23 protein-coding genes are annotated in these 21,595 nt (G+C 73.1%); 7 read left to right on the forward strand and 16 right to left on the reverse strand.

Going from position 1 to position 21,595, the window contains the following annotated elements:
• On the reverse strand, positions 1–1,005 hold the full coding sequence (gene cydB, locus B5P21_RS09395; RefSeq protein WP_094171061.1) for a cytochrome d ubiquinol oxidase subunit II: 1,005 nt from the start codon (positions 1,003–1,005) through the stop codon (positions 1–3).
• A complete protein-coding gene (locus B5P21_RS09400) occupies positions 1,005–2,417 on the reverse strand; it encodes a cytochrome ubiquinol oxidase subunit I (protein WP_094171062.1) in 1,413 nt (470 codons plus the stop codon). The genes cydB and B5P21_RS09400 overlap by 1 nt, the downstream gene beginning before the upstream one ends.
• A 410-nt stretch (positions 2,418–2,827) precedes the next feature.
• Here B5P21_RS09400 and B5P21_RS09405 point away from each other — a divergent pair, with 410 nt between their 5' ends.
• A complete protein-coding gene (locus tag B5P21_RS09405) occupies positions 2,828–3,280 on the forward strand; it encodes a hypothetical protein (RefSeq protein ID WP_094171063.1) in 453 nt (150 codons plus the stop codon).
• A gap of 317 nt (positions 3,281–3,597) precedes the next feature.
• Here B5P21_RS09405 and B5P21_RS09410 read toward each other — a convergent pair whose 3' ends face one another.
• Positions 3,598–4,134, reverse strand: a complete 537-nt coding sequence (locus tag B5P21_RS09410) for a GNAT family N-acetyltransferase (RefSeq protein ID WP_045527823.1) — start codon at positions 4,132–4,134, stop codon at positions 3,598–3,600.
• A gap of 51 nt (positions 4,135–4,185) precedes the next feature.
• On the opposite strand from B5P21_RS09410, the gene B5P21_RS09415 reads away from it, so the two are divergent.
• Complete coding sequence (locus B5P21_RS09415; protein ID WP_045527821.1) at positions 4,186–4,656, forward strand: GNAT family N-acetyltransferase; 471 nt, start codon at positions 4,186–4,188, stop codon at positions 4,654–4,656.
• Positions 4,653–5,498, forward strand: coding sequence for a UbiA family prenyltransferase (locus B5P21_RS09420; RefSeq protein WP_094171064.1), 846 nt, complete (start codon positions 4,653–4,655; stop codon positions 5,496–5,498). The genes B5P21_RS09415 and B5P21_RS09420 overlap by 4 nt, the downstream gene beginning before the upstream one ends.
• Here B5P21_RS09420 and B5P21_RS09425 read toward each other — a convergent pair.
• The 8 genes from B5P21_RS09425 to B5P21_RS09460 all read right to left on the reverse strand — a co-directional run bounded on the left by B5P21_RS09425 (position 5,491) and on the right by B5P21_RS09460 (position 12,497).
• On the reverse strand, positions 5,491–6,681 hold the full coding sequence (locus tag B5P21_RS09425; RefSeq protein ID WP_045527818.1) for an FAD-dependent oxidoreductase: 1,191 nt from the start codon (positions 6,679–6,681) through the stop codon (positions 5,491–5,493). The two genes, B5P21_RS09420 and B5P21_RS09425, sit on opposite strands and share 8 nt — an antisense overlap.
• Positions 6,678–7,400 (reverse strand): class I SAM-dependent methyltransferase, encoded by a 723-nt coding sequence (locus tag B5P21_RS09430; RefSeq protein WP_045527817.1) that lies wholly within the window; start codon positions 7,398–7,400, stop codon positions 6,678–6,680. Before B5P21_RS09430 ends, B5P21_RS09425 begins: the two co-directional genes overlap by 4 nt.
• Entirely contained in the window at positions 7,400–8,617 is a 1,218-nt protein-coding gene (locus tag B5P21_RS09435; protein WP_094171065.1) for a type III polyketide synthase, read from the reverse strand. Before B5P21_RS09435 ends, B5P21_RS09430 begins: the two co-directional genes overlap by 1 nt.
• Positions 8,614–9,084 carry a DUF3618 domain-containing protein gene (locus tag B5P21_RS09440; protein ID WP_236688839.1) on the reverse strand — a complete coding sequence of 157 codons (471 nt, stop codon included), beginning with the start codon at positions 9,082–9,084 and terminating at the stop codon, positions 8,614–8,616. Before B5P21_RS09440 ends, B5P21_RS09435 begins: the two co-directional genes overlap by 4 nt.
• Positions 9,085–9,233: 149 nt before the next feature.
• Entirely contained in the window at positions 9,234–10,160 is a 927-nt protein-coding gene (locus B5P21_RS09445; RefSeq protein WP_045527814.1) for an ABC transporter substrate-binding protein, read from the reverse strand.
• A gap of 14 nt (positions 10,161–10,174) precedes the next feature.
• Positions 10,175–10,900, reverse strand: coding sequence for an ABC transporter permease (locus B5P21_RS09450; RefSeq protein ID WP_045527812.1), 726 nt, complete (start codon positions 10,898–10,900; stop codon positions 10,175–10,177).
• On the reverse strand, positions 10,897–11,595 hold the full coding sequence (locus B5P21_RS09455) for an ABC transporter permease (protein ID WP_045527810.1): 699 nt from the start codon (positions 11,593–11,595) through the stop codon (positions 10,897–10,899). The genes B5P21_RS09450 and B5P21_RS09455 overlap by 4 nt, the downstream gene beginning before the upstream one ends.
• Positions 11,592–12,497 (reverse strand): ABC transporter ATP-binding protein, encoded by a 906-nt coding sequence (locus B5P21_RS09460; RefSeq protein WP_094171066.1) that lies wholly within the window; start codon positions 12,495–12,497, stop codon positions 11,592–11,594. Before B5P21_RS09460 ends, B5P21_RS09455 begins: the two co-directional genes overlap by 4 nt.
• Before the next feature lie 191 nt (positions 12,498–12,688).
• On the opposite strand from B5P21_RS09460, the gene B5P21_RS09465 reads away from it, so the two are divergent.
• Both B5P21_RS09465 and B5P21_RS09470 read left to right on the forward strand, forming a co-directional pair.
• Positions 12,689–13,420 carry an SOS response-associated peptidase gene (locus tag B5P21_RS09465; RefSeq protein WP_045527808.1) on the forward strand — a complete coding sequence of 244 codons (732 nt, stop codon included), beginning with the start codon at positions 12,689–12,691 and terminating at the stop codon, positions 13,418–13,420.
• Positions 13,421–13,457: 37 nt separating this feature from the next.
• Positions 13,458–14,558: an App1 family protein phosphatidate phosphatase gene (locus B5P21_RS09470; protein WP_236688838.1), complete on the forward strand. Its 1,101-nt coding sequence runs from the start codon at positions 13,458–13,460 to the stop codon at positions 14,556–14,558.
• 10 nt (positions 14,559–14,568) lie between these two features.
• Here the strand turns inward: B5P21_RS09470 and B5P21_RS09475 are convergent, their stop codons facing one another.
• Positions 14,569–15,531, reverse strand: coding sequence for an IS481-like element IS1122 family transposase (locus B5P21_RS09475; protein WP_094170647.1), 963 nt, complete (start codon positions 15,529–15,531; stop codon positions 14,569–14,571).
• Positions 15,532–15,704: 173 nt separating this feature from the next.
• Entirely contained in the window at positions 15,705–16,574 is an 870-nt protein-coding gene (locus B5P21_RS09480) for an aldo/keto reductase (RefSeq protein WP_045527807.1), read from the reverse strand.
• Between the two features lie 255 nt (positions 16,575–16,829).
• On the opposite strand from B5P21_RS09480, the gene B5P21_RS09485 reads away from it, so the two are divergent.
• Entirely contained in the window at positions 16,830–17,153 is a 324-nt protein-coding gene (locus B5P21_RS09485; RefSeq protein ID WP_015490206.1) for a DUF6504 family protein, read from the forward strand.
• 115 nt (positions 17,154–17,268) lie between these two features.
• Positions 17,269–17,967: a nicotinamide riboside transporter PnuC gene (gene pnuC, locus B5P21_RS09490; RefSeq protein ID WP_045527805.1), complete on the forward strand. Its 699-nt coding sequence runs from the start codon at positions 17,269–17,271 to the stop codon at positions 17,965–17,967.
• 33 nt (positions 17,968–18,000) lie between these two features.
• Here pnuC and B5P21_RS09495 read toward each other — a convergent pair whose 3' ends face one another.
• The 3 genes from B5P21_RS09495 to B5P21_RS09505 all read right to left on the reverse strand — a co-directional run bounded on the left by B5P21_RS09495 (position 18,001) and on the right by B5P21_RS09505 (position 21,589).
• Positions 18,001–19,158, reverse strand: coding sequence for an LCP family protein (locus B5P21_RS09495; RefSeq protein WP_246865269.1), 1,158 nt, complete (start codon positions 19,156–19,158; stop codon positions 18,001–18,003).
• A 208-nt stretch (positions 19,159–19,366) separates the two neighbouring features.
• Positions 19,367–20,116, reverse strand: a complete 750-nt coding sequence (locus B5P21_RS09500; RefSeq protein WP_045527801.1) for a dienelactone hydrolase family protein — start codon at positions 20,114–20,116, stop codon at positions 19,367–19,369.
• A 9-nt stretch (positions 20,117–20,125) separates the two neighbouring features.
• Entirely contained in the window at positions 20,126–21,589 is a 1,464-nt protein-coding gene (locus tag B5P21_RS09505; protein ID WP_246865270.1) for a glucose-6-phosphate dehydrogenase, read from the reverse strand.
• Positions 21,590–21,595 lie beyond the last annotated feature (6 nt).

Genomic DNA, 21,595 nt, shown 5'->3' on the forward strand with positions numbered 1-21,595 from the left:
CTAGTGCGCGGCCTGGGCGATCACGGCGCGCGTGATGCGCTTCCGGAACACCCAGTACGTCCACGCCTGGTACGCGAGGATCAGCGGCAGCGCGAAGCCCGCGGCCCACGTCATGATCGTGAGCGTGTACGGCGACGACGACGCGTTCTCGAGCGTGAGGCCGTACACCGGGTCGTTCGACGCGGGCATGACGTACGGGTGCAGCGCCGTGAAGAGGCTGGCGACCGCGAGCGCGATGGTGAGGGCGAGCAGCCCGAACGCCCAGCGCTCCCGACCCCGCACGTTGGCGAGGTACGAGCCGACGAGCGCGACGGCCGCCAGCGCGGAGACGAGCCCCGACAGCGCCGACCCGTGCGCGAGCGTCGTCCAGACGAGGAAGGCCGCGGCGATCACGATGGTCACGGCGCCGACGCGCATCGAGAGCAGGCGGGCGCGGGCGCGGATCGGCCCGTCCGTCTTGAGCGCCGCGAACTGCAGCCCGTTGACGAGGAACAGCGACAGCGTCGTGAGCCCGCCGAGGAGCGCGTACGGGTTCAGCAGGTCGAGCGTGGATCCCGTGTAGTCGTGGTTCGCGTCCATCGGCACCCCGCTCACCACGTTCGCGAACACGACGCCCCAGAGGAACGACGGCACGACGGAGCCCACGACGATCATCGCGTCGAACCATCCGCGCCACCGGTCCGACGCCCCCTGGTGCCGGAACTCGAACGAGACCCCGCGGAGGATGAGCGTGATGAGGATCGCGACGAGCAGCAGGTAGAACCCGCTGAACATCGTCGCGTACCACTCGGGGAAGGCCGCGAAGAGCGCGGCGCCCGCGACGATGAGCCACGTCTCGTTGAGGTCCCAGACCGGTCCGATGGTGTTGATGAGCACGCGGCGGTCGGTGTCGTCCTTCGCGAGGAACGGCAGGCTCATGCCCACGCCGAAGTCGAAGCCGTCGAGCACGAAGTAGCCGACGAACAGGAAGGCGATGACGCCGAACCAGAGGGTGGTGAGCTCCATCAGTACACGCTCGCTTCCCGCGCGACCTCGCCCGTGACGGGATCCGGCTCGCGCTCCGGCTCCGGCCCCTTCTGGGCAGCCTTCAGGATGAGGCGGAACTCGACCACCGCGAGCGACCCGTAGACCACGGTGAACGCGACGAGCGAGAGCAGCACCTGGATCCCGGTGACGTTCGGCGAGACCGCGGACGACGTCTGCAGCAGGCTGAATACGATCCAGGGCTGGCGGCCCATCTCCGTGAAGATCCAGCCGACCGTCATCGCGAGCAGCGGCAGCGGGGCGGCCCAGATGGCGGCCTTCCACATCCAGGGCTTCGTGATCCGGCGGCCCCGGCGGGTGAACCAGAGGCCCGCGACCGCGACGCCGATGGCGGCCATGCCGAAGCCCATCATCCAGCGGAACGCCCAGTAGGTGACCCAGATGGTGGGCGTGTAGTCGCCGGGGCCGTAGCTGGCGACGTACTGCGCCTGCAGGTAGTTGATCCCCTGCACGGTGCCGTCGAGCGTGTGCGTGGAGAGGAACGACAGCAGGTACGGGATCCGGATGGAGAACAGCTCGCTCGACCCGTCCGGCGTGCCCCAGGTGAAGAGGGAGAACGAGGCGGCGGCGCCGGACGAGGTGTCGTAGTGCGCCTCGGCGGCGGCCATCTTCATGGGCTGCGTCTGCACCATGGCGAGGCCGAGCTGGTCTCCCGAGAGGATGGTGAGCGCGCCCGAGACGACCATGAACCACATGCCGAACCTCATCGCCGGCATCATCGTCTCGAGGTGCTGGTCGCGCGACAGGTGCCAGGCGGCGACCGAGATGATCACGGCGGCCGCGCACATGAAGGCCGCGAAGATCGTGTGCGGGAACGCGGCGAGGGCGACCTTGTTGGTGAGGAGCGCCCCGATGTCGGTGAGCTCGGCACGTCCCCGGGCCTCGTCGATGCGGTAGCCCACCGGGTTCTGCATGAAGGCGTTGGCCGCGAGGATGAAGTAGGCCGACAGGATCGACGCGACCGACACCACCCAGATGGACGCGAGGTGCAGCCTCTTCGGCAGCTTGTCCCAGCCGAAGATCCACACGCCGATGAACGAGGCCTCGAGGAAGAACGCGAGCAGGCCCTCGAGCGCGAGCGGGGCGCCGAACACGTCGCCGACGAAGCGGGAGTACTCCGACCAGTTCATGCCGAACTGGAACTCCTGCACGATGCCGGTGACGGTGCCCATCGCGAAGTTGATGAGGAAGATCCTCCCGAAGAACCGCGTGAGCCGCAGGTAGTGCTGCTTGCCGGTGCGGACCCAGGCCGTCTGGTACAGCGCGCAGACGAAGGCCATGCCGATCGTGAGCGGCACGAAGAGGAAGTGGTAGACGGTCGTGAGGCCGAACTGCCAGCGGGAGAGGACGAGCGGGTCGAGGAGCTCGTTCACTCGGGGCGACCGCTCGGGCGGCGGCCGGCCGCGTCGGGGGCTGCGGGGCGGGCGTCGGCGGGGTGGTGCTCTGCGGGAACGGGGTGCGGTGTCATGGCGACCGGATGCGCTTCCTGTGGAGGGCGGATCATGCGGGTGGTGAGGCTCCATCGCGACGCCCCGATTCTACGACTTGTAGACGCTCCGCGCGAGCCCGGTGCGCGTATCCGGCCGCGTCGCGTTGGCCGCCCGGCGGCGCGCGCGACACCGGCCGTTCACGCGGCCGGGCGAGGGTCGGATCACGCATCCGGATCGGAGTCGACCCGGTGCGCCCACGCGCGGGGCCGGCACCGGCTCCGCACCCGCCGTCGGCCCTCGGATCCGGCACCGCACCCACCCGCACCGCGCACGTCGACCGAAGGGCCGCCGCCATGACCTCCTCCGCTCCCGCCTCGCCGGCGTCCGACCGCGTCCTCGGATCCGCGACGACCACCGTCCCCTCCGCCGCGGGCGCCCCCGCATCCGCCTTCGTCGCCCTGCTGGTGGCCGACGGCGCGCACCTCACGGAGCGGGTCGCCGAGGCGGCCGACCGCCTCGAGGCCGGAGCGCCCGCGGAGCGCTACGACGCCCGCGCCGCGTCCGCGGAGGACGCGCTCGTCGTGGCCCTCGCGCTCGTGGCGGGCGGGCTCGACGTCCGCGATGCCGCCCAGCACGCCCTCGACGGGGATCCCGCGCCCGTCATCCAGGCGCTGCACTCGCTGGCCGGCCGCGGCGGCGTCGAGCCCTACCTCCTCCGCAACGGCCTGACGGTCGACCAGTTCCACGCGCTGCGCGACGCCGTCGTCGCGGGCGGCGGGCGCGAGCTCGACGAGTCCCAGGACTGATCCGGCGGAGGCCACCGCCCCGATCCACGGGCGCGCCCCTCCTTCTGGGGCCACACCCGCGTGTCCGCATAAATGAGGACCCGGCTAGAGTCGTCCATGAGCGCACGGCCCTTACCCCCCCTGGACCATGCGCTCGCAACCCGACGAGCACGTCCGTCCACTCCCCCCGGATCGGACGGCTCCCGGACCACGGAGATCACCCGTCCCCCGAAGGACCGTGATCCCCGGAGAGGCCCGGCACCCGTGGCGTTCCCGCGCCCCGTGCCGGGCCTCTCGATCGTCCGGCGTGCGATCGCCCGCGGGGACCGGCGCGCGGATCAGCTGGCGGTGCGGCCGTCCGCGTCCTGCTGCGCCTCCGCGTCGTCGACCAGCGGCAGGTGCAGGATGGCGAGGTCGAGCGGGCGGCCGAACTTCCACCCGATGCCGGGCAGCAGCCCCACCCGCCGGAAGCCGAGCCGCTCGTGCAGGCGGATCGATCCCGTGTTGCCGGCCTCGATGTCCGCGAACACGGCGCGCTTCCCTGCCGCCCGCGCGTGCTCGACGACCGCCTCGACGAGCGCGCGGCCGATCCCCTGACCCTGGAAGGCGTCGCGGACGTAGACCGAGTCCTCCACCGAGAAGCGGTAGCCGGACAGGCGGCGCCACGGCCCGTAGGTGCCGTAGCCCGCGAACGCGCCGTCGACCTCGGCGACGAGGATCGGGTCGCCCGCCTCCGTCGTCTCGCGGAACCACCGCTCGCGCTCGGCGCGGTCGACCGGCTCCTCCGTCCAGAGGGCGGTCCCGTGGAGGATCGCGTCGTTGCGGATCGCCAGCAGGTCGTCGACGTCACGGGGCTCGGCGGGGCGGATCCTCATGCCAGCAGGGTAGTGGAGCCGTCGGCGGGCGCCGTGCGGCAGGATCGACGCATGGACCTCACCATCTCGCGGGTCGCGTGGGACGACGACGCCGCGACCTCCCTCCGCGCCGCCCAGCGCGCCGAGCTCGACCTCCGCTACGGCGGCGACACGGAGCCCGGCACGAAGCCCACGGCGGCCGACATGGCCGCGTTCCTCGTGGCGCGCGACGCGGACGGGACGCCCGTCGGCTGCGGCGGGATCCGGCCGCTCGGCGACCGCGGCGACGGGACGCCGTGGGCGGAGCTCAAGCGCATGTACGTGGTGCCCGCCGTGCGCGGCACGGGCGTCGCGACGGCCGTGCTCCGCGCCCTCGAGGACACGGCGCGGGAGCTCGGCGTGGTCGACCTGGTGCTCGAGACCGGCCCCGAGCAGCCCGACGCGATGCGGTTCTACGTGCGCGAGGGCTGGACGGAGATCCCGCGCTTCGGCGCCTACGCCGACTCCGAGGGCTCGCGCTGCTACGCGCTGACGCTCGCGTGATCCGCCGGCTCCGGCTCCTCGCCCTGTCCTCGCACCCGGGGCCGACGGCGACCGTCACGGTGCTCGCCGCGGTGCTCGCGGTCGCGCTCGGCTTCGGACCGGGGCGCGTGGCCGCGGTGGCGCTGGCCGTGGTCCTCGGGCAGCTGTCCATCGGCCTCTCCAACGACTGGATCGACGCCGAGCGCGACCGCAGCGTCGCCCGCGCCGACAAGCCGGTCGCCCGCGGCGAGGTCTCGGTCGGCCTGGTCCGGGCGGCCGCCCTCGTGACGGCGGCGGCGTGCGGCGTGGCGTCGGCCGCGCTCGGGCCCGCCTTCCTCCTCGCGCACGGCGTGCTGGTGGGCGCGGGCTGGGCCTACAACGCCGGGCTCAAGCGCACCGCCGCGAGCGTCGTGCCGTTCGTCGTGGCCTTCGGGATCCTGCCGACGGTGGTCGCCCTCGGCGCCGCGGATCCCGTGCCCGCGGCCGCGTGGGCCATGGCGACCGGCGCGGTGCTCGGCGTCTCCATCCACTTCACCAACGTCCTGCCCGACCTCGAGGACGACGCCCGCACGGGCGTGCGCGGCCTGCCGCACCGGCTCGGGCGCGTGCCGTCGGGCCTCGTCGCGTTCGGGGCGCTGGCGCTGGGGGCGGTCGTCGTCGCCGTCGGTCCCGTGCTGCCGGATCCCGCGCACGCGGTCACCCCGCTCGCGGTCGCCGGGCTCGTCCTGACCCTCGGCATCGCCGCGTGGGGCGCCGTGCGCGTCGTCACCCGGCAGCCCGGGCGCCTGCTGTTCCAGCTGATCATGGCGGCGTCCCTGCTGCTCGTCGCCCAGCTCGCGCTCAACGCGACGCGCCTCACCTGACGCGCGCGCCCGCGTCCCGGCCCATGGCGTAGACGGAGGCGAGCCCGGCCGCGGCGGGCGAGGTGAGCACGGCGCGCAGTCCCGCGTCGCGCACGAGGCGGGTGAGCCCCCGGACGGGACGCCCGAGAGCCGTGTTGACCTCCGACTGGACGGCCGCGCGGCGCGCGCTGGCGAGCCGGTCGCGCTCCCAGCGGGCGAGGCGCGCGGGATCGGGCACGCCGCGGCGCGCGCGGACGGCGTCGACGAGGATCGGCGCGAGGGCGTCCGCGTCGAGCCAGCCGAGGTTCATCCCCTGCCCGCCGATGGAGCTGATCTCGTGGGCCGCGTCGCCGATGAGGAGGCCGCGTCCGGCGACCATGCGGCGGGCGAGGCGGCGGCGCACGCCGAAGCCGCTGACCGGATCCAGCTCCGCCGCCGATACGACGTGCCCGGTGCGCGCCGCCACCGCGCGGGCGATGAGGGCGGCCGGATCCCCGTCGCGCTCCCCCGCGCGGACGCCCACGACGAACCGCCGCCGGCCGCCCGGAAGCGGGAAGGACTCGACCACGCCGTCCGGGTGCAGCGTGACGACGGCGTCGTCGCCGCCGCCGGTGCGGTCGGGCGCGTCGCCCATGAGGAAGCGGTCGGGCAGCGGGCGCTCGTCGACGGCGATCCCGAGGAACCCGCGGACGACGCCGCGCGTGCCGTCCGCCCCGATCACCAGGGGGGCGGTGACCTCCACGGCGGCGCCGTCGGCGTCCCGCCCGGTCGCGCGGACGACGCCGCCGGGCAGGTCGGCGGGATCCGCGTCGAGCCCGGTGAGCGTCACGCCGCGGGTGAGGGCCTCGGGCGCGAGGGCGGCCAGGCGCCTCGCGAGGATCGCCTCCGTGCGCCACTGCGGCAGCGCCGCGACGTAGGGGTGCGTGGTCGAGACCCCCGCGAACGAGACGCGACCGAGCTCCCCGCGCGGCCCCATCGCGATGCCCGTGCGGACCAGGATCGCCTCCGCGACCATCTCGCCCGCGACGCCGAGCCGGTCGAACGCGTCGAGCGAGGGCGCGTGGATCCCGATGGCGCGCGACAGCAGCGCGGGCGTCGTCCGTGCCTCCCACACGCGCACGTCGAGGCCGGCCTGCGCGAGGAGCGCGGCGAGGTGGATCCCCACGGGCCCGCCGCCCACGACGAGCGCGTCGACGCGGGTCATCGGCCCGTGCGGTCGGCGGGGCCGGCGCCGCCCGCGGCCGGGTCGCGCACGACGAGCACGCGGAACGGCACGGCGCCCTCGACGCGCCAGCCCGCCGGCACCCGGAGGGCGAGCTCCACGGGCGTCCAGCTGCGGCGGATCGACCGGAGCCCGTCGACGTGCACGAAGGATCCGCGCGCGACGAGCCGGGAGGCCGGGCCGTAGAGGGCGTAGGCGAGGCGGCCGCGCGCGATGTCGCTGTGGATGGCCCGCGGGGCGAGCGCGGCCGAGTCGGCGAGGAGGGCGTCGAAGGCGGCGGCGTCGAGGTGGTGCAGCACGTGGTTGCTCGTCACGAGGTCGAACCGGCGGCCATCGGCCGCGAGCTCGGCGCTCGACGCGGCGAGGAACTCGACGTCGGGGTCCCGCGGCCGGCCGCGCGCGAAGGCGGCGGCCCGCGGATCCGGGTCGATGCCGGTGACGCGCAGCCGCAGCCCGTCGCGGCGCGCCCACCGCGCGAGGGAGAGCGGCACGTCGCCGCCGCCCGAGCCGATGTCGAGGAGCGTCGTCTCCCGATCGGCGGACAGCAACGGGCGGATGCGGGACCGGAAGACCCCGCGCCAGCCGGCGACCGCCCGGTTGACGATCCCGAACCGCGCGTAGGTGCGGTCGAGCGCCACGGGGTCGCAGTCCGGGTCGTCCATGAGCTCGGTGAGCTCCGTGTCGCGCCGGGACAGGTCCATCAGGTGGTCCGGCGGGTCATGAGCGCCGTCTCCACCGTGAGGCCGGGACCGAACGCCATGGCGCACACGCGTCCCGCTCCGGGCCCGGACGCCGGGATCGGCGCGGGCTCCGCGACGTCGGGGCGGCCGGGCACGTCAGCCCGCGGCGTCCCGTGCAGGATCCGCCGGAGCACGAACAGCACCGTCGCGCTCGACATGTTGCCCACCTCCGCGAGCGTCGACCGCGAGGCCTCCAGCTGCGCGGGCGCGAGCGCCAGCCGGTCCTCGACCCGGTCGAGGATGCTGCGTCCGCCGGGGTGGATCGCCCAGCCCGCGATCTCCGCCGGCGCGACGCCCTGGAGCGCGGGCACCTGCGCCCAGAGCGGTGCCAGCGCGCCCGTGATGTGCTCGTCGATGATCTTCGGCACGTAGCTCGACAGGATCATGTCGAAGCCCTGGTCCCCGATGGTCCACGCCATGTCGTCCTCGCCCACGGGAGTGAGCACGGTCTCGAACGCCTCGAGGTCGAGCACGGTGGATCCGGCGGGCGCGGGCCGCGCGGTGACGACGGCGGCCGCCGCCCCGTCGCCGAAGACCGACGAGGCGACGATCGTGTCCGCGTCGTTCGACGAGTGCAGGTGCAGCGAGCAGAGCTCCACGCACACGACGAGGACGACGGCGTCGGGGTCGGCGGCGCAGAACTGCGCGGCCATGCGGAGCGCCGGGAAGGCGCCGTAGCAGCCCATGAAGCCGAGGTGGAAGCGCTGGGTGGAGGCGCTGAGGCCGAGGCCGCGGACGACCTGGTAGTCGGGGCCGGGCGCGTAGAAGCCCGTGCAGGAGACCGTGACGACGTGCGTGACGTCGGCCGCCTCGATCCCGGCTGCCTCGTCGACCGCCTGGCGCGCCGCCCCGAGCAGCAGGGCGGGGGCCTCGCGGATGTACGTGTCGTTGCGCGCGCCGGTGCCGGGGGTGAGGATCCGCCCGCTGGCCCGGTCGTAGAAGACGGGCTCGCCGTCGACCTCGGCGGGTGCGTCGGCTCCCGCCATGCCCGGCGCGGTGCCGAGCTCGCCGATCACCGTGTGGCGCGTGCGGATCCCCGACGCGTTGAAGGCCGCCGACACGAGCCGGGTGCCGAGCCGCCCGAGCTCGGGCTGGCTGCCGAAGAGGTCGCGCACGCCGTCCTGCGCGAGGACCGTCGGCGGCAGGGCCGTGGCGATCGACCGGATGGAGGCGATCAGCGTCGGCCGCCGGAGACGACGGCGGCGCCGACCGCGAGCACGACGGCGACGGCACCCGCGCCGATCGACGCGGCGACGGCCGGGTCCTTCTTCGTGAACGCACGCGTGCGGCGCGCGACGTCCCGGCCGGTCGTGCGGACGCGGGAGGTGACGTCGTCGCGGATGGCGCGGGCGTCGGCCTTCAGCTCGGAGGCCCGGGCGCGGGCGTCGGCCTTCAGCTCGGAGGCGCGGGCCGGCACGTCGAGCGCCGTCTCGAGATCCCGGACGGTGCGCGCGAGCTCGTCACGGCCGGCCTGGATGTCGCGCTTCAGCTCCTCGGGGCTGCGCTTGGGGGCGGGCGGGATGTTCGCGCCCTCGCCGTGCGGCGCCGACTCGGCGACCGCCTTGTGCTTGCGGACCTCGCGGGCGACCGTGGTCACGGCGCCGATGACGCTCACCTCGCCGGTCGGGGACTTCTTCTTGGCCATGCGCGGGCTCCTGCCATCGGGGACGTACATTCGGTGGATCCATCATGCTCCGTCGTACCCGGGCCGGGCACCGACGGACGACGCGAGGGGCCGGCGCTGATGCGTCGCCCCCTCGCGGGTGCCGGGCGTCGCCGCCCTGCCGGCGCCTCCTAGAAGAGGGCCTTCTCCTTCAGCCAGTCGGCGGCGATCGCCTTCGGCTCGGCCTTCTCGTCGCCCTGGTTGCGGCGGTTCATCTCGGTGAGGTCCTCGGTGGTGATCGCGGCGGACACCTTGTCGAGGATCGCCGTGACGTCGGGGTTCATCTTCGCGGTGTTCACGAGCGGCACGACGTTCTGGGCCTTGATGAGGTTCTCCGGGTCCTCGAGCGTGACGAAGTCGTTGTCGAGGATCGACGGCGTGGTCGTGTAGATGTTCGCCATGTCGACCTGGCCGTCGAGGAGGGCCTTGACGGTGTTGGGGCCGCCCTGGTCCTCGATGTTCACGAGGCTCGCATCGATGCCGTAGACGTCGGTGAGACCGGGGATCCCGTACGGACGCTCACCCAGGACCGCGCCGCCGCCGACGCGGACGGTCTTGCCCCGGAGGTCGGAGAGGGTCGTGACGCCGTTCGCCTCCGAGTACTCCTTCGTGACGTTGTAGGAGTCCTTGTCCTCGGCCGGCGACTGGTCGAGCACCTCGAAGCCGTCCGGCAGCGCTCCGGGGAGGGCGGTGTAGACGTCGTCGCTCGACGTCTCCGTGGAGTCGGGCTCGTAGGCGGAGAGCAGGTTGCCCGTGTACTCGGGGATGAGGTCGACGGACCCCTCCTTGAGGGCCTTGAGGTAGACCTCGCGCTCACCGATCTGCAGGTTGCGCGTGACCTTCACGTCGTTGGCCTCGAGGGCCTGCGCGTAGACCTCGGCGAGGATGACGTTCTCGCCGAAGGCGGCCGAGCCGACGGAGATGGTGTCGGTGGGCGCCGCGGAGGCGGATCCGCCGGAGGTGTCGAGGGGATCGCCGGAGGCGCAGCCGGCGAGGGCCATCGCGGTGCCCAGGGCGACGGTGCTGACGAGGAGCCGGCGGGTGATGCTGTGGGTCATGTGCTGTGTTCCTTTCAGGGAGTGGTGCTGACCGCGGACCTCGACGAGGTGCGCGGTGAGTCGGGGGTGTGTCCGGAGGCGGCGACGACGCCGCGGGGGACGACGGCGCGCTGGACGATCGCGAAGAACGCGTCGACGACCAGGGCGAGGGCGGTGACGAGCAAGGCGGAGGCGAGCAGCAGCGGGTAGTTGCTCGTCGTGAGCCCGGTGAAGATGTCACGGCCGAGGCCGCCGAGCCCGAGGTACGCGCCGAGGGTCACCGTGCTGATGACCTGGAGGATCGCGGCCCGGAAGCCGCTGATCATGAGCGGCAGGGCCAGCGGGATCTCCACGCGGCCGAGGATCTGCCACTCGGTCATGCCCACCGCGCGCGCCGCGTCGATCGCGGCGCGGTCCACGGCCTGCACGCCGGAGTAGACCCCGGCCAGCAGCGGGGGGATGCCGAGCAGCGAGAAGGTGAGGATCGGCCCGGTCAGCCCGATGCCGAAGAGGAGGCCGAGCAGGACCAGGACGCCGAGCGTCGGCAGCGCGCGGAGCCCACCGGAGAAGGCGACGGCGACGGTGCGCCCGCGCCCCGTGTGACCGATGTACAGGCCTGCGGGGATCGCGATCAGCGCGGCGACGCCCATCGCGAGGGCGGTGTAGCCCAGGTGCTCGACGAGCCTGGTGCCATAGCCCGTGGCACCGCCCCATCGGGAGCCGTCGAGGAGGAGACCGAAGGCCTCGGCGAAGAGGTTCACGAGGCGCTCGCATCCGTGACGAGGGAGGCGCGGCGGGCCGCGCGGGTGCGGGCGCGGAGCGACGGCTGGGCGGACCAGGGCATGAGCAGCCTGCCGGCGACCAGGAGGATGAGGTCGAACACCAGGGCGATCACGACGATGCCGACGATGCCCGTGATGATCTCGGTGTAGAACTGGCGTCGGTAGCCGGTGAGGATCATGGTCCCCAGGCTCTGGATCCCGGACAGCGACCCGACGGTGACCATGCTGACCGTGCTGACGGAGACCACGCGGAGCCCGGCGAGCAGCACGGGTCCGGCCAGCGGCAGCTCGACCCGCCAGAATCGGGCCCACCCCGCGTAGCCCATCGCCGTGGCGGACTGCTTCACGTCCTGCGACACCGAGGCCAGCGCGTCCGACGTGATCCGGATCATGAGCGCGACCGCGTAGACGGTCAGTGCGACGACGATGTTCAACGGGTCGAGGATGTTCGTGCCGAGGATGGCCGGCATCGCCAGCAGGAGCGCGATCGAGGGGATCGTGTAGAGCGCGCCGCCGAGGGTGAGCAGGGCGCCGCGCGAACGCCGGTACCGGTTGGCGAGCCAGCCGAGCGGCAGCGAGATGACGAGGCCCAGGAGCACGGGCACGACGGAGAGCGTCACATGCGCGACCGTCAGGTCGAGCACCGTCTGGATGTTGGCGATGACCCAGTTCACGCGGGTCCCGCACCCTGCGCCGGGGCACCGGGGGCGTGCGCGCCCCCCGCCTCGGTCGGTGCGGATGCGGATGGGGCGGCGGCGCGGCCCTCGTCGTCGAGCACGCCCACCAGCCGGCCGTCGCGGTCGACGAGCACCTGGCCCGTGCCGGTGTCCTCGACGTGCAGCGCGCGCTTGCCCTTGTCAGCGCCCACGAAGTCGCGGACGAAGTCGTTCGCCGGGTTCGAGAGGATCTCCTGCGGCGTGCCCTGCTGGGCGATGCGGCCGCCCTTCTCGAGGATCACGACCTGGTCACCGAGCAGGAACGCCTCGTCGATGTCGTGCGTCACGAAGACGACGGTCTTGTCGAGCTCGGTCCGCAGGCGGATGAGCTCCTGCTGGAGGTCGTCGCGCACGAGCGGGTCGACGGCGCCGAACGGCTCGTCCATGAGCAGGATGTTCGGGTCCACCGCCAAGCCGCGGGCCACGCCGACGCGCTGCTGCTGGCCGCCGGAGAGCTGCGACGGGTAGCGGTCGGCCATCGAGCGGTCGAGGCCCACGGTGTCCATGAGCTTCAGGGCGCCCTCGCGCGCCGTGCGCTTGTCGACGCCAGTGAGGCGTGGCACGGTCGCGATGTTGTCGACGACCTTGCGGTGCGGGAGGAGGCCGGAGTTCTGCATCACGTAGCCGATGCTGCGGCGGAGCTTCACGGCGTCCTCGGTGGCGATGTCGGTGCCGTCGATCTCGATGCGGCCCGACGTGGGCTCGACCATCCGGTTGACCATGCGCATGAGGGTCGTCTTGCCGCAGCCCGAGGACCCGACGAGGACCGTCGTGGTCTGCGAGGGGACGACGAGGCTGAAGTCCTCGATCGCGAGCGTGCCGTCCGGGTACTGCTTGCGGACGTGGTGGAACTCGATCATGGGTGGCTCATTCCTCGTAGGCACTACGAATCGACACTTGCCAGGCACACCAGCGAACCACGGTCGCGGCGGAACGGCCGCACCGGGTCGTCCCCTGTCGCCACTTCGTAACAAATGGGGCTCCAGCGGACAGTCCCCGGAAGCCGCGCGCACGTCGGTCGGCGTCGGACGCGTCCGCCAGGATGGAGGGCATGACACGCATCCTCGCCCGGGCCACGACCGCCGACGACCTGGTCGGGCTGCTCGACGTCGATCACGCGGGCGACGCCGTGCCCGCGCCCTCCTGGCGCATCGAGCCCGGCCAGCGCGTGGCGGTCCTGGTCGACACGCTGCCCCGCCGGGCGGAGGGCGACACGGAGGACCAGGTCCCCGTCCGGCGCCTCGAGGCCGCGCGCTGGGGCCTCGTCCCCGCGGGAGCGCCCGGCCCGGACCAGGGCCCGCCGCTCGCGGAGGTCCCCGCCGAGCAGCTCGCCTCCCGGCCGGAGCTCCTGCAGGCGCTCGTGTCGCGCCGCGCGGCCGTCCCGGTGTCCGGCTACTACGAGCACCACGAGACCGACGACGGCCTGCGCACCCCCTACCTCGTCGGCGCGGGCGAGGGCACGGTCCTGCTCGCGGCGCTGTACGAGTGGTGGCGGGATCCGTCGCGCGCCGCCGACGACCCGGCCCGCTGGGTGCTGAGCTGCGCGGTGCTCACCCGGCCGTCGGCCGGCACGGTGGAGGCGCTCGCGGAGCGGATGCCCGTCGTGCTCTCCCCCGACGTCGTCGAGGAGTGGCTCGACCCCACCGCCGAGGGCTCCCCTGACCTCCTGCGCGCCGTCGCCGCGCAGGCCGAGGACGTGGTCGAGGAGCTCGCGATGGACGAGGTCGGCCCCGGCATCGACCAGGACGCGCCGGACACGGCGGAGCTCGCCCGGCCCGTGTGACGACGGGCCCGCTCCCCGCGTCTGGTTGACTGAGCCCGTGGCCCCCTCCTCGAAGAAGAAGAAGAAGCACGCGACCCGCACGCTCCTCGAGTCCCCCGCCGCCGCACCCGTGCTGCACCGGGCGGCGCGCATCGAGGACCGCATCCACGAGATCCGCGAGGGCCGCGCCCGGAAGCGGGGGCTGAAGCCCACCGTCATCCCCTACGCCGGCTACGGATCCGTCCGCTGGGTCCGCGTCCTCTGCCGCGTCCTCCTCACCGACCCGAAGAGCAAGCGCGCGCTGGCCGGCGACAAGGTCGTCCGCGGCTGGCGGAGCTTCACGAGCGTGCCGCTCACCGACGTCGACGTCGTCGTCGAGATCGACGGCACCGAGCACCACGTGCGGGCCGACCGCGGCGGCGTCGTCGACCAGGTCGTCGAGGCGAGCCTGTCGAGCGGCTGGCACACGATCCGCATCCGGTCCGAGGGGTCGGAGACCGTCGAGGCGCCCGTCTTCATCGTGGGCGACGACGTGCGCACCGGGATCCTCAGCGACATCGACGACACCGTTATGGTCACCGCGCTGCCCCGGCCGTTCCTCGCCGCCTGGAACACCTTCGTGCTCGACGAGCACGCGCGGACGCCCACCCCCGGCATGGCCGTGCTCTACGAGCGCCTACGCCTGCAGCACGAGGGCGCGCCCGTCCTCTACCTCTCCACGGGAGCGTGGAACGTCGCGCCGACGCTCACGCGGTTCCTGTCGCGCAACCTGTACCCGCCGGGTCCGATCCTCCTCACCGACTGGGGCCCCACCGTCGACCGGTGGTTCCGCAGCGGCATGGAGCACAAGCGCAACAACCTGCGGCGCCTCGTGGAGGAGTTCCCGCACGTGAAGTGGATCCTCGCGGGCGACGACGGCCAGCACGACGAGCTGCTCTACGGCGAGTTCGCCGTGCAGCACCCCGACAACGTGCAGGTCGTCCTCATCCGGCAGCTCTCGGCCGGCGAGGCCGTGCTCGCGGGCGGACGGGCGAAGGCGGAGAAGCGCGCCCTCGACAGCCCGATCCCGTGGGTCTACGCCCCGGACGGCGCGAGCCTGCTCGCCCAGCTCGACGACCTCGGGCTGGCCGACGACTCGGGCACGCGGATCGGCACCTAGCTGTACTGAGTCATGACGTTGGTGACACTCGGGCCGCGGGCGTCAGCCCGTGGCTCGAGTGGATTCGTTCAGTGTTGTAGTGCTGGATCCACGGATCAAGGGCGTCGGTTCTGGCTTGGTTGCTGGTGAAGGGTTGCCGGTAGGCCCACTCGGTCGCGAGGGTGCGGTTGAAGCGTTCGACCTTGCCGTTCTGCCAGGGGCAGTGCGGGCGGATGAACTTCTGCCTCGCACCGAGCTGCGTGACCGCGTTCTGGAACGCGGCCGAGTGCCGGTAGGCGAACGCGTGGTCCGTCAGGACCCGTTCGATGCGGGTGATGCCGTGCTCGGCGAAGTACGCCGCGGCCCGGGTCAGGAACCCTGCCGCGGTCACGCCCTTCTCGTCCGGGTGGATCTCCGCGTAGGCGAGGCGGGTGTGGTCATCGACCACGGCGTGGACGTAATCGAACCCGATCCCACGACCACGAACCTGTTCGCTGCGGCCATGCGCCCGCCAGCCGCCGCCGTCCGGGATCCGGCCGAGCTTCTTCACGTCGACGTGGATCAGGTCACCGGGATGCTCATGCTCGTACCGGTTTGCCGTCGACCGGGATGCCCGGATCACGGCCCCGGTGACGGGGTCCAACCATGCCAACGGCGGTGCCCCGTGCCGCCGCAGGATGCGGGAGATCGTGCGGGCTGGAACACCGGTCACCGGCGCCAACCGGGCAGGACCTGATCGCAATCGGGTCCTCGCTTCCACGACGGCTCGTTCTCGTTCCGGGCTCGTCCTCGTCGGCACCCGTCTCGGCCTCGAGGACCGGTCCGACAAGCCTTCGAAGCCCTCGGACCGGAACCGATTCACCCACCGATGCGCGCACTGACGCGACACACCGAGTTCGCGCGCGACATGCGAGACCGGCCGACGATCCTCGACCACCCGCCGCACGAGGAGAACCCTCCCGTGAACCGTCAGACGAGCATTAGCGTGGGACATCGAGGCCTCCTGGCAGTGGCAGAACTAGACAGCTCCATCAAGCCAGGAGGCCTCCTCACACGCCCCGAAGTGTCACCAACGTCATGGCCGGGTACACCTAGCGCGGTCGCCGCCGGGAACGGCGGAGGGCCCCGCAGGATCGCTCCTGCGGGGCCCTCGTGCGTGCGGGTGGATCAGACGGCGTCGGTGAGCGCCTGGAACTCGTCGTCGGTGAGCTCGATGCCCGCCGCGGCGATGTTGTCCTCCACGTGCCCGACCGACTTGGTGCCGGGGATCGGCAGCATGACGGGCGAGCGGCGCAGGAGCCACGCGAGCGCGAGCTGCGAGGCGCGCGCGTCGTGCTGCGTCGCGAGGGCGTCGAGCGGGCCGCCGTCCTTCGCGAGCTCGCCGGTCGCGAGCGGGAACCACGGGATGAACGCGAGGCCCTCGGCCTCGGCGTAGTCGAGCAGCGGCTCGGCGTCGCGCTTGGCGAGGTTGAACAGGTTCTGCACGGAGACGATGTCGGCGATCTCGCGGGCGGCCTTCACGTCGTCGACCTGCACCTCGGAGAGCCCGATGTGGCGGATCTTGCCCTCGGACTGCAGGTCCTTGAGCACGCCGATCTGGTCCTCCAGCGGCACGGCCGGGTCGATGCGGTGCAGCTGGTAGAGGTCGATGCGCTCGAGGCCGAGGTGGCGCAGGCTCAGCTCGGCCTGCTGGCGCAGGTACTCGGGGCGGCCGACGGGCTGCCAGTCGCCGGGGCCGGGGCGCGTGAGCCCGCCCTTGGTCGCGATGACGACGTCGTCGGCGTAGGGGTGGAGCGCCTCCTTGAGGAGCTCCTCGGCCACGAACGGGCCGTAGGAGTCGGCGGTGTCGAAGAACGTGACGCCGAGCTCGGCGGCGCGGCGGATGACGCGGACGGCCTCGGCGGGATCCTCGGGGGCGCCCCAGACGCCCTCGCCGGTCAGCTGCATGGTGCCGTAGCCGAGCCGGACGACGGGCAGGTCGCCGCCGATGGTGAACGTGCCGGATGCCTCGGCAGGACGGGTGGTGGTGTCGGTCATGTGGACCCTCCTCGGGTGTCGATGACGAGGGGGCGTCTGCCGCCCTCGGGACCCTGGTGCCAACGCGCCGACCCGCCGATCCATGCCCGATGCGCGCGACGAGGACGAGACCCTCAGGCTCCGGTCGAGGGTGAGGCGGATCCGCCCGCTCCCCTCGTGGATGTCGGCGCCCGTTCCTACACTCGGATCAGATGTTCGAACATCCGTTCGAACGCGGGGAGCGCGGCCGGCGCGACGGGCGAGAGGAGCGGCACCATGCGGATCGACGAGGACGTGGAGGTCGAGCTCTCGGGAGACGGCTCGCCGCTGCGGTTCACCTGGCGGGGCGTGGTCTACGGGGTGGTGAGCTCGCCCGAGCGGTGGATCGCGCGGGTCGACTGGTGGCAGCGCACGGGCCGCGCGCCCCGCGGCGCGAGCGCCCACCTGCTGGAGCTGCGGATGTGGCGCGTCGAGGCCGTGCCGCTCACCACGGGCGCGCGCCGGGTCGACGGCTCGTTCGACCTGAGCGTCGACGCGCGCGGCCGCTGGTCGCTCGTCACCGCGTCGGACGAGGAGCTCGACGTGCGCCTGTTCGCGTGAGGTCGGGCGGCCAGCCGGGGAATAGCCGGGGTCGCCCGCGCCTTCACCCCATCGGCGCCGCGCACGGCGTCCCGCACGCAGGTCACCCGGGCCGCGGCGCACGGAGGGATCCCGCATGGCGGCACTCGAGTGGCTGTTCGACGCGCAGCTCCGGATCGGCGACCAGACCATCCTCTGGCGCGAGATCGTCGGCAACCTCTTCGGCCTCGCCAGCGCGCTCGGCGGCATGCGCCGGAAGGTCTGGGCGTGGCCCGTCGGCATCGTCGGCAACGTGCTCCTCTTCACCGTCTTCCTCGGCGCCGTCTTCGGCACGCCGAACCCCGTGAACCTCCTCGGCCAGGCCGGCCGCCAGGTCATGTTCATCGCCGTCTCGGTCTACGGCTGGTACCGCTGGCAGCAGGCGCGGCACGGCGGCGCGCCCGTCGTCCCGCAGTGGGCGTCGGGCCGCGAGCGGATCCTGCTCGTGGTCGCGCTCGTCGGCGGCACCGCGATCCTCACGCCCGTCTTCCGCGCGCTCGGCTCCTACGAGCCCGTGTGGGCCGACGCCTGGATCTTCGTCGGCTCGCTCCTCGCCACCTACGGCATGGCCAAGGGCTGGGTCGAGTTCTGGCTGATCTGGGTGGCCGTCGACCTCGTCGGCGTGCCGCTGCTCGTGAGCGCCGGCTACTACGCCTCCGCGTTCATGTACGTCTTCTACGGCGCATTCACGCTCACGGGCTTCTTCGTCTGGATGCGCGCCCGCGGCACCGGCGCGCCCGCGGTCGAGACGGCCTTCCCGGATCCGCGCGTCGTCGAGGCGCCCGCCGACCGCTGACCGGACGCCGGACGGGCCCGCCGCGGCGCCAGGTCAGCCCCGGCCGTTGGAGCAGGTGCTCTGCGCCGCCGTCTGCCCGGTGATGCTCTCGTCGAGCACCTCCGACGTGGGGGCCGGCGCGGGCGCGGAGCCGTCCGTCGGCGGCTCGGTGGTGGCCGGCGGGGTCGTCGTGCCGTCGGCCGGCACGCTGCCCGACTCGTCGGTCTGGCCGGTCTGGCCGAGCGAGAAGTCCGCGTCGGACGCCAGCAGCCCCACCAGCTGCGCCGCCGCGTCCGTGTCGGGCTGCACGCGCCCGTTGGCGAGCACCGTGCCCGGATACTGCACGAACACCACGTCGTCGAGCGGGATGTCCTTGAAGGTCAGCGCGACCGACACGAGCGTGTCGAGGTTGGCGAGCGAGGTCGACAGTTGCATGTTGTCGACGACCGCGCGCGCGATCCCGTAGAGCTTCGCGGGGTTGGTGAGCGTGTCGGTGCTCTTGATCGTGCGCACGAGCGCGCTCAGGAACACCTGCTGGTTGCCGATGCGCGAGATGTCGCTGCCGTCGCCCACGCCGGCGCGGGTGCGGAGGAACTGCACGGCGTCCTTGCCCTGGAGCGGGTGGATGCCGGGATCCAGCGACAGGTCGGTCTTCTTGTCGTAGATGCCGTTGGCCACGCAGACCTCGACGCCGCCGACCGCGTTCGACATCTCCACCACGCCGTTGAACTGCACGACGCCGCCGTACGGGATGTCGAGCCCGGTGAGGCCCTCGACCATGCGGACGGTGCACTCGAACCCGCCGCGCGACAGCGACTCGTTGAGCTGGGCGCGGGAGCTGGCGGCGTACTTCGTGCCGTCGGGGCCCTCGCACTCCGGGATCGGCACGAGCATGTCGCGCGGGAAGGAGATGACCGTGGCGCGGCTGCTGTCCTCGCTGATGTGGAGCAGCATCGTCACGTCGTTGAGGGTGGCCGTGCCCACGTCCTTCGCGGCGCCGTAGCCGTCGCCCTGGCCGGCGCGGCTGTCGCTGCCGACGATGAGGATGTTGGCGCCGCCGTCGATGCCGCCGAGCGAGGGCGGCATCGTCTGGCCGTCCGAGATGTCGACCGTATTGTCGGCGACGGTGCGGGAGAGGTCCGCGAAGACGATGGTCAGCAGCGATGCGGCGGCCGCGAACGCGACCGCGGCGACCATGCCGATGCCCTTCATGACGGCGCGTCCGGCGCTCGGGGTGCGGAGACGCCCGTGCCGGGCGATGCCGCGGACGCGGGCCCGGTCGGTGCGGGTCCGCTGGGGGGGCGTGCTGCATGGGTGGGTCTCTCGTCGCCGGGCGGGGAGTGCCGGGCGCGGGCACCCGGATCCTCCACAGGCTAGCCGAGGCCCGTGGAGAGTCCGCTCGGCGCGCAGGGCCGATGCGCTATGCGCCCGTGCTCTCCTCGTCGCGCAGGTGGGCGTCGAGGAACGCGTCGATCCGGTGCCACGCGTCCGCCGCCGACGCGGGCTCCGGGCCCATGCCCACCGCGCGCAGCACCGGGCGCAGCGGCCGGGGACCCATCTCGGCGTCGTTGAGGAAGGAGTGCCCGGCGGCCGGGTACTCGCGCACGTCGTGCGCGATGCCGTGCGCCGACAGCGCGGCCTCGAGCCGGTCGGCGGATCCCGCGAGCTGCCGGTCGCGTCCGCCGTAGCTCGCGACGATGGGGCACGCGCCCTCGAGCACGCCGTCGAGGTCCTCGGGGAGCATGCCGTAGTTGACGCTCGACGCGTCGAAGCCGCGGGAGGCCGCCGCGAGGGCGAACCCGCCGCCCATGCAGAAGCCGATGACGCCCACGCGGCCCGTGCAGTCGGCCCGGGCGAGGAGCGCGCGGCGGGCCGACTCGACGTCGACGAACGCGCGGCCCTCCCCCGCCGCCAGCGTGCGGAAGGTCGCGACCAGGCAGCGGCGCGCGCCGCCCGCGGAGAAGAGGTCGGGCATCAGCGCGAGGAAGCCGGCCTCGGCGAGGCGCTCGGCCTGGCGGCGCATCACGTCGGTGACGCCGAAGGCCTCGTGCACCACCACGACCGCGGGCCACGGCCCCTCGCCCGCCGGCACCGCCAGCACGCCGTGCAGCCCGGGCGACGCCTCGGGCGCGGCCGCGGGCAGGGGGATCTCGCTGAGGATCACGGGCATGCCCTCACGCTAGGACGCGACGAGGGCGCCGCCGCCGGGAGGCGACGACGCCCAGGGATCCGTCATGCGGGAGGCCGGCGCGGCCGGCGCGGCCGGCGCGGGCGGACAGCGCCAGGCGGTCGGCCCCGCGGTTCCGGCGCGGTACTCGGCCATGGGCACGCGGTCGCCCTTCCAAGCGCGCATGACGGGCGCGACGATGCGCCAGCAGCGCTCGGCCACGTCGCCGCGGACGGAAAGACGGGGATCGCCCGCGAGGATGCCGTCGAGGACCTCGCCGTACGGGGTGAGCTCGGGCTCGGCGAACTCCGCGCGGAACGTGGACTGCGTGAGCGTGAAGGGCTCGCCCGTGCCGTCCATCGTGACCTCGAGCGAGATGCCGTCGGGCTTGAGGTCGATGATGAGGCGGTCCGGCCGGGCGGAGCCGTGGAGGCCCCGCGGCAGGTGCGCCACGGGCTTGAAGGTGACGATGATGCGCTTCGACGCCTCCTTGAGGGCCTTGCCCGAGCGGAGGCGGAACGGCACGCCCGCCCACCGCGCGTTGGCGACGCCGAACGTGACCTCGGCGAGCGTCTCCGTCTCGTTGGCCGGATCCACCCCGTCCTCCTTGGCGTACGCGGGGATGCGGGTGCCGTCGACCGTGGCGCCCGTGTAGCGGGCCCGGCGGCTGTGGGCGATGGGGTCGTTGTCCCAGACCTCCGTGGCGCGGAGGACCGAGGCGATGTTCGAGCGCAGGTCGTCCGGGTCGATGCTCGCGGGCGGCTCCATCGCGAAGACCGCGAGGACCTGCAGCAGGTGGCTCTGGATCATGTCGACGAGCGCGCCCGACTTGTCGTAGTAGGCGGCGCGGCCCTCGAGCGCGAGCGTCTCGTCGTAGAGGATCTCGACCTGCTCGATGTCCTTCGCGCTCCACACCGACTCGAAGAAGCGGTTCGCGAAGCGCAGCGACACGAGGTTGAGCACCGTGGAGAGGCCGAGGAAGTGGTCGGTGCGGTGGATGCGGTCCTCCGGCACGAGCTTCAGCAGCTGGCGGTTGAGCTGCGCGGCGCTGCGGCTGTTCGAGCCGAACGGCTTCTCGAGCGCCAGCGTGGTGCCCTCCGGCAGGTCGAGCTTCGCCAGCTGCTCGCAGACCGCGATGGAGATGGCCGGCGGGAGCGCGAAGTAGAGGGCCGGCGCGCCCTCGCACGCGTCGAGGACGCGCTTCAGGTCGTCGAGGTCGGTGGGGTCGGCCTGGATGTACTTCGTGGACGAGACGATGCCCGCCGCCCGGCGTCCCGTGGCGTCCACCGAGTCGAACGCGGTGCGGACCGTCTTCGTCCACTCCTGGGCGCTGCGCTCGCTCCGGCCGGTGCCGATGAGCTGGATCCGCCGCCCCCGATCGCTCGCCACGAGGCTGCCGAGACCCGGCAGGAGGAGGCGTTCCGTGAGGTCGCCGCTGGCGCCGAGGATGACGAGGGTGGAGGGTTCGCTGGTCATCCTCCG

It is taken from the genome of Clavibacter michiganensis subsp. insidiosus, assembly GCF_002240565.1.
In the GTDB taxonomy this organism is placed as follows: Bacteria; Actinomycetota; Actinomycetes; order Actinomycetales; family Microbacteriaceae; genus Clavibacter; species Clavibacter insidiosus.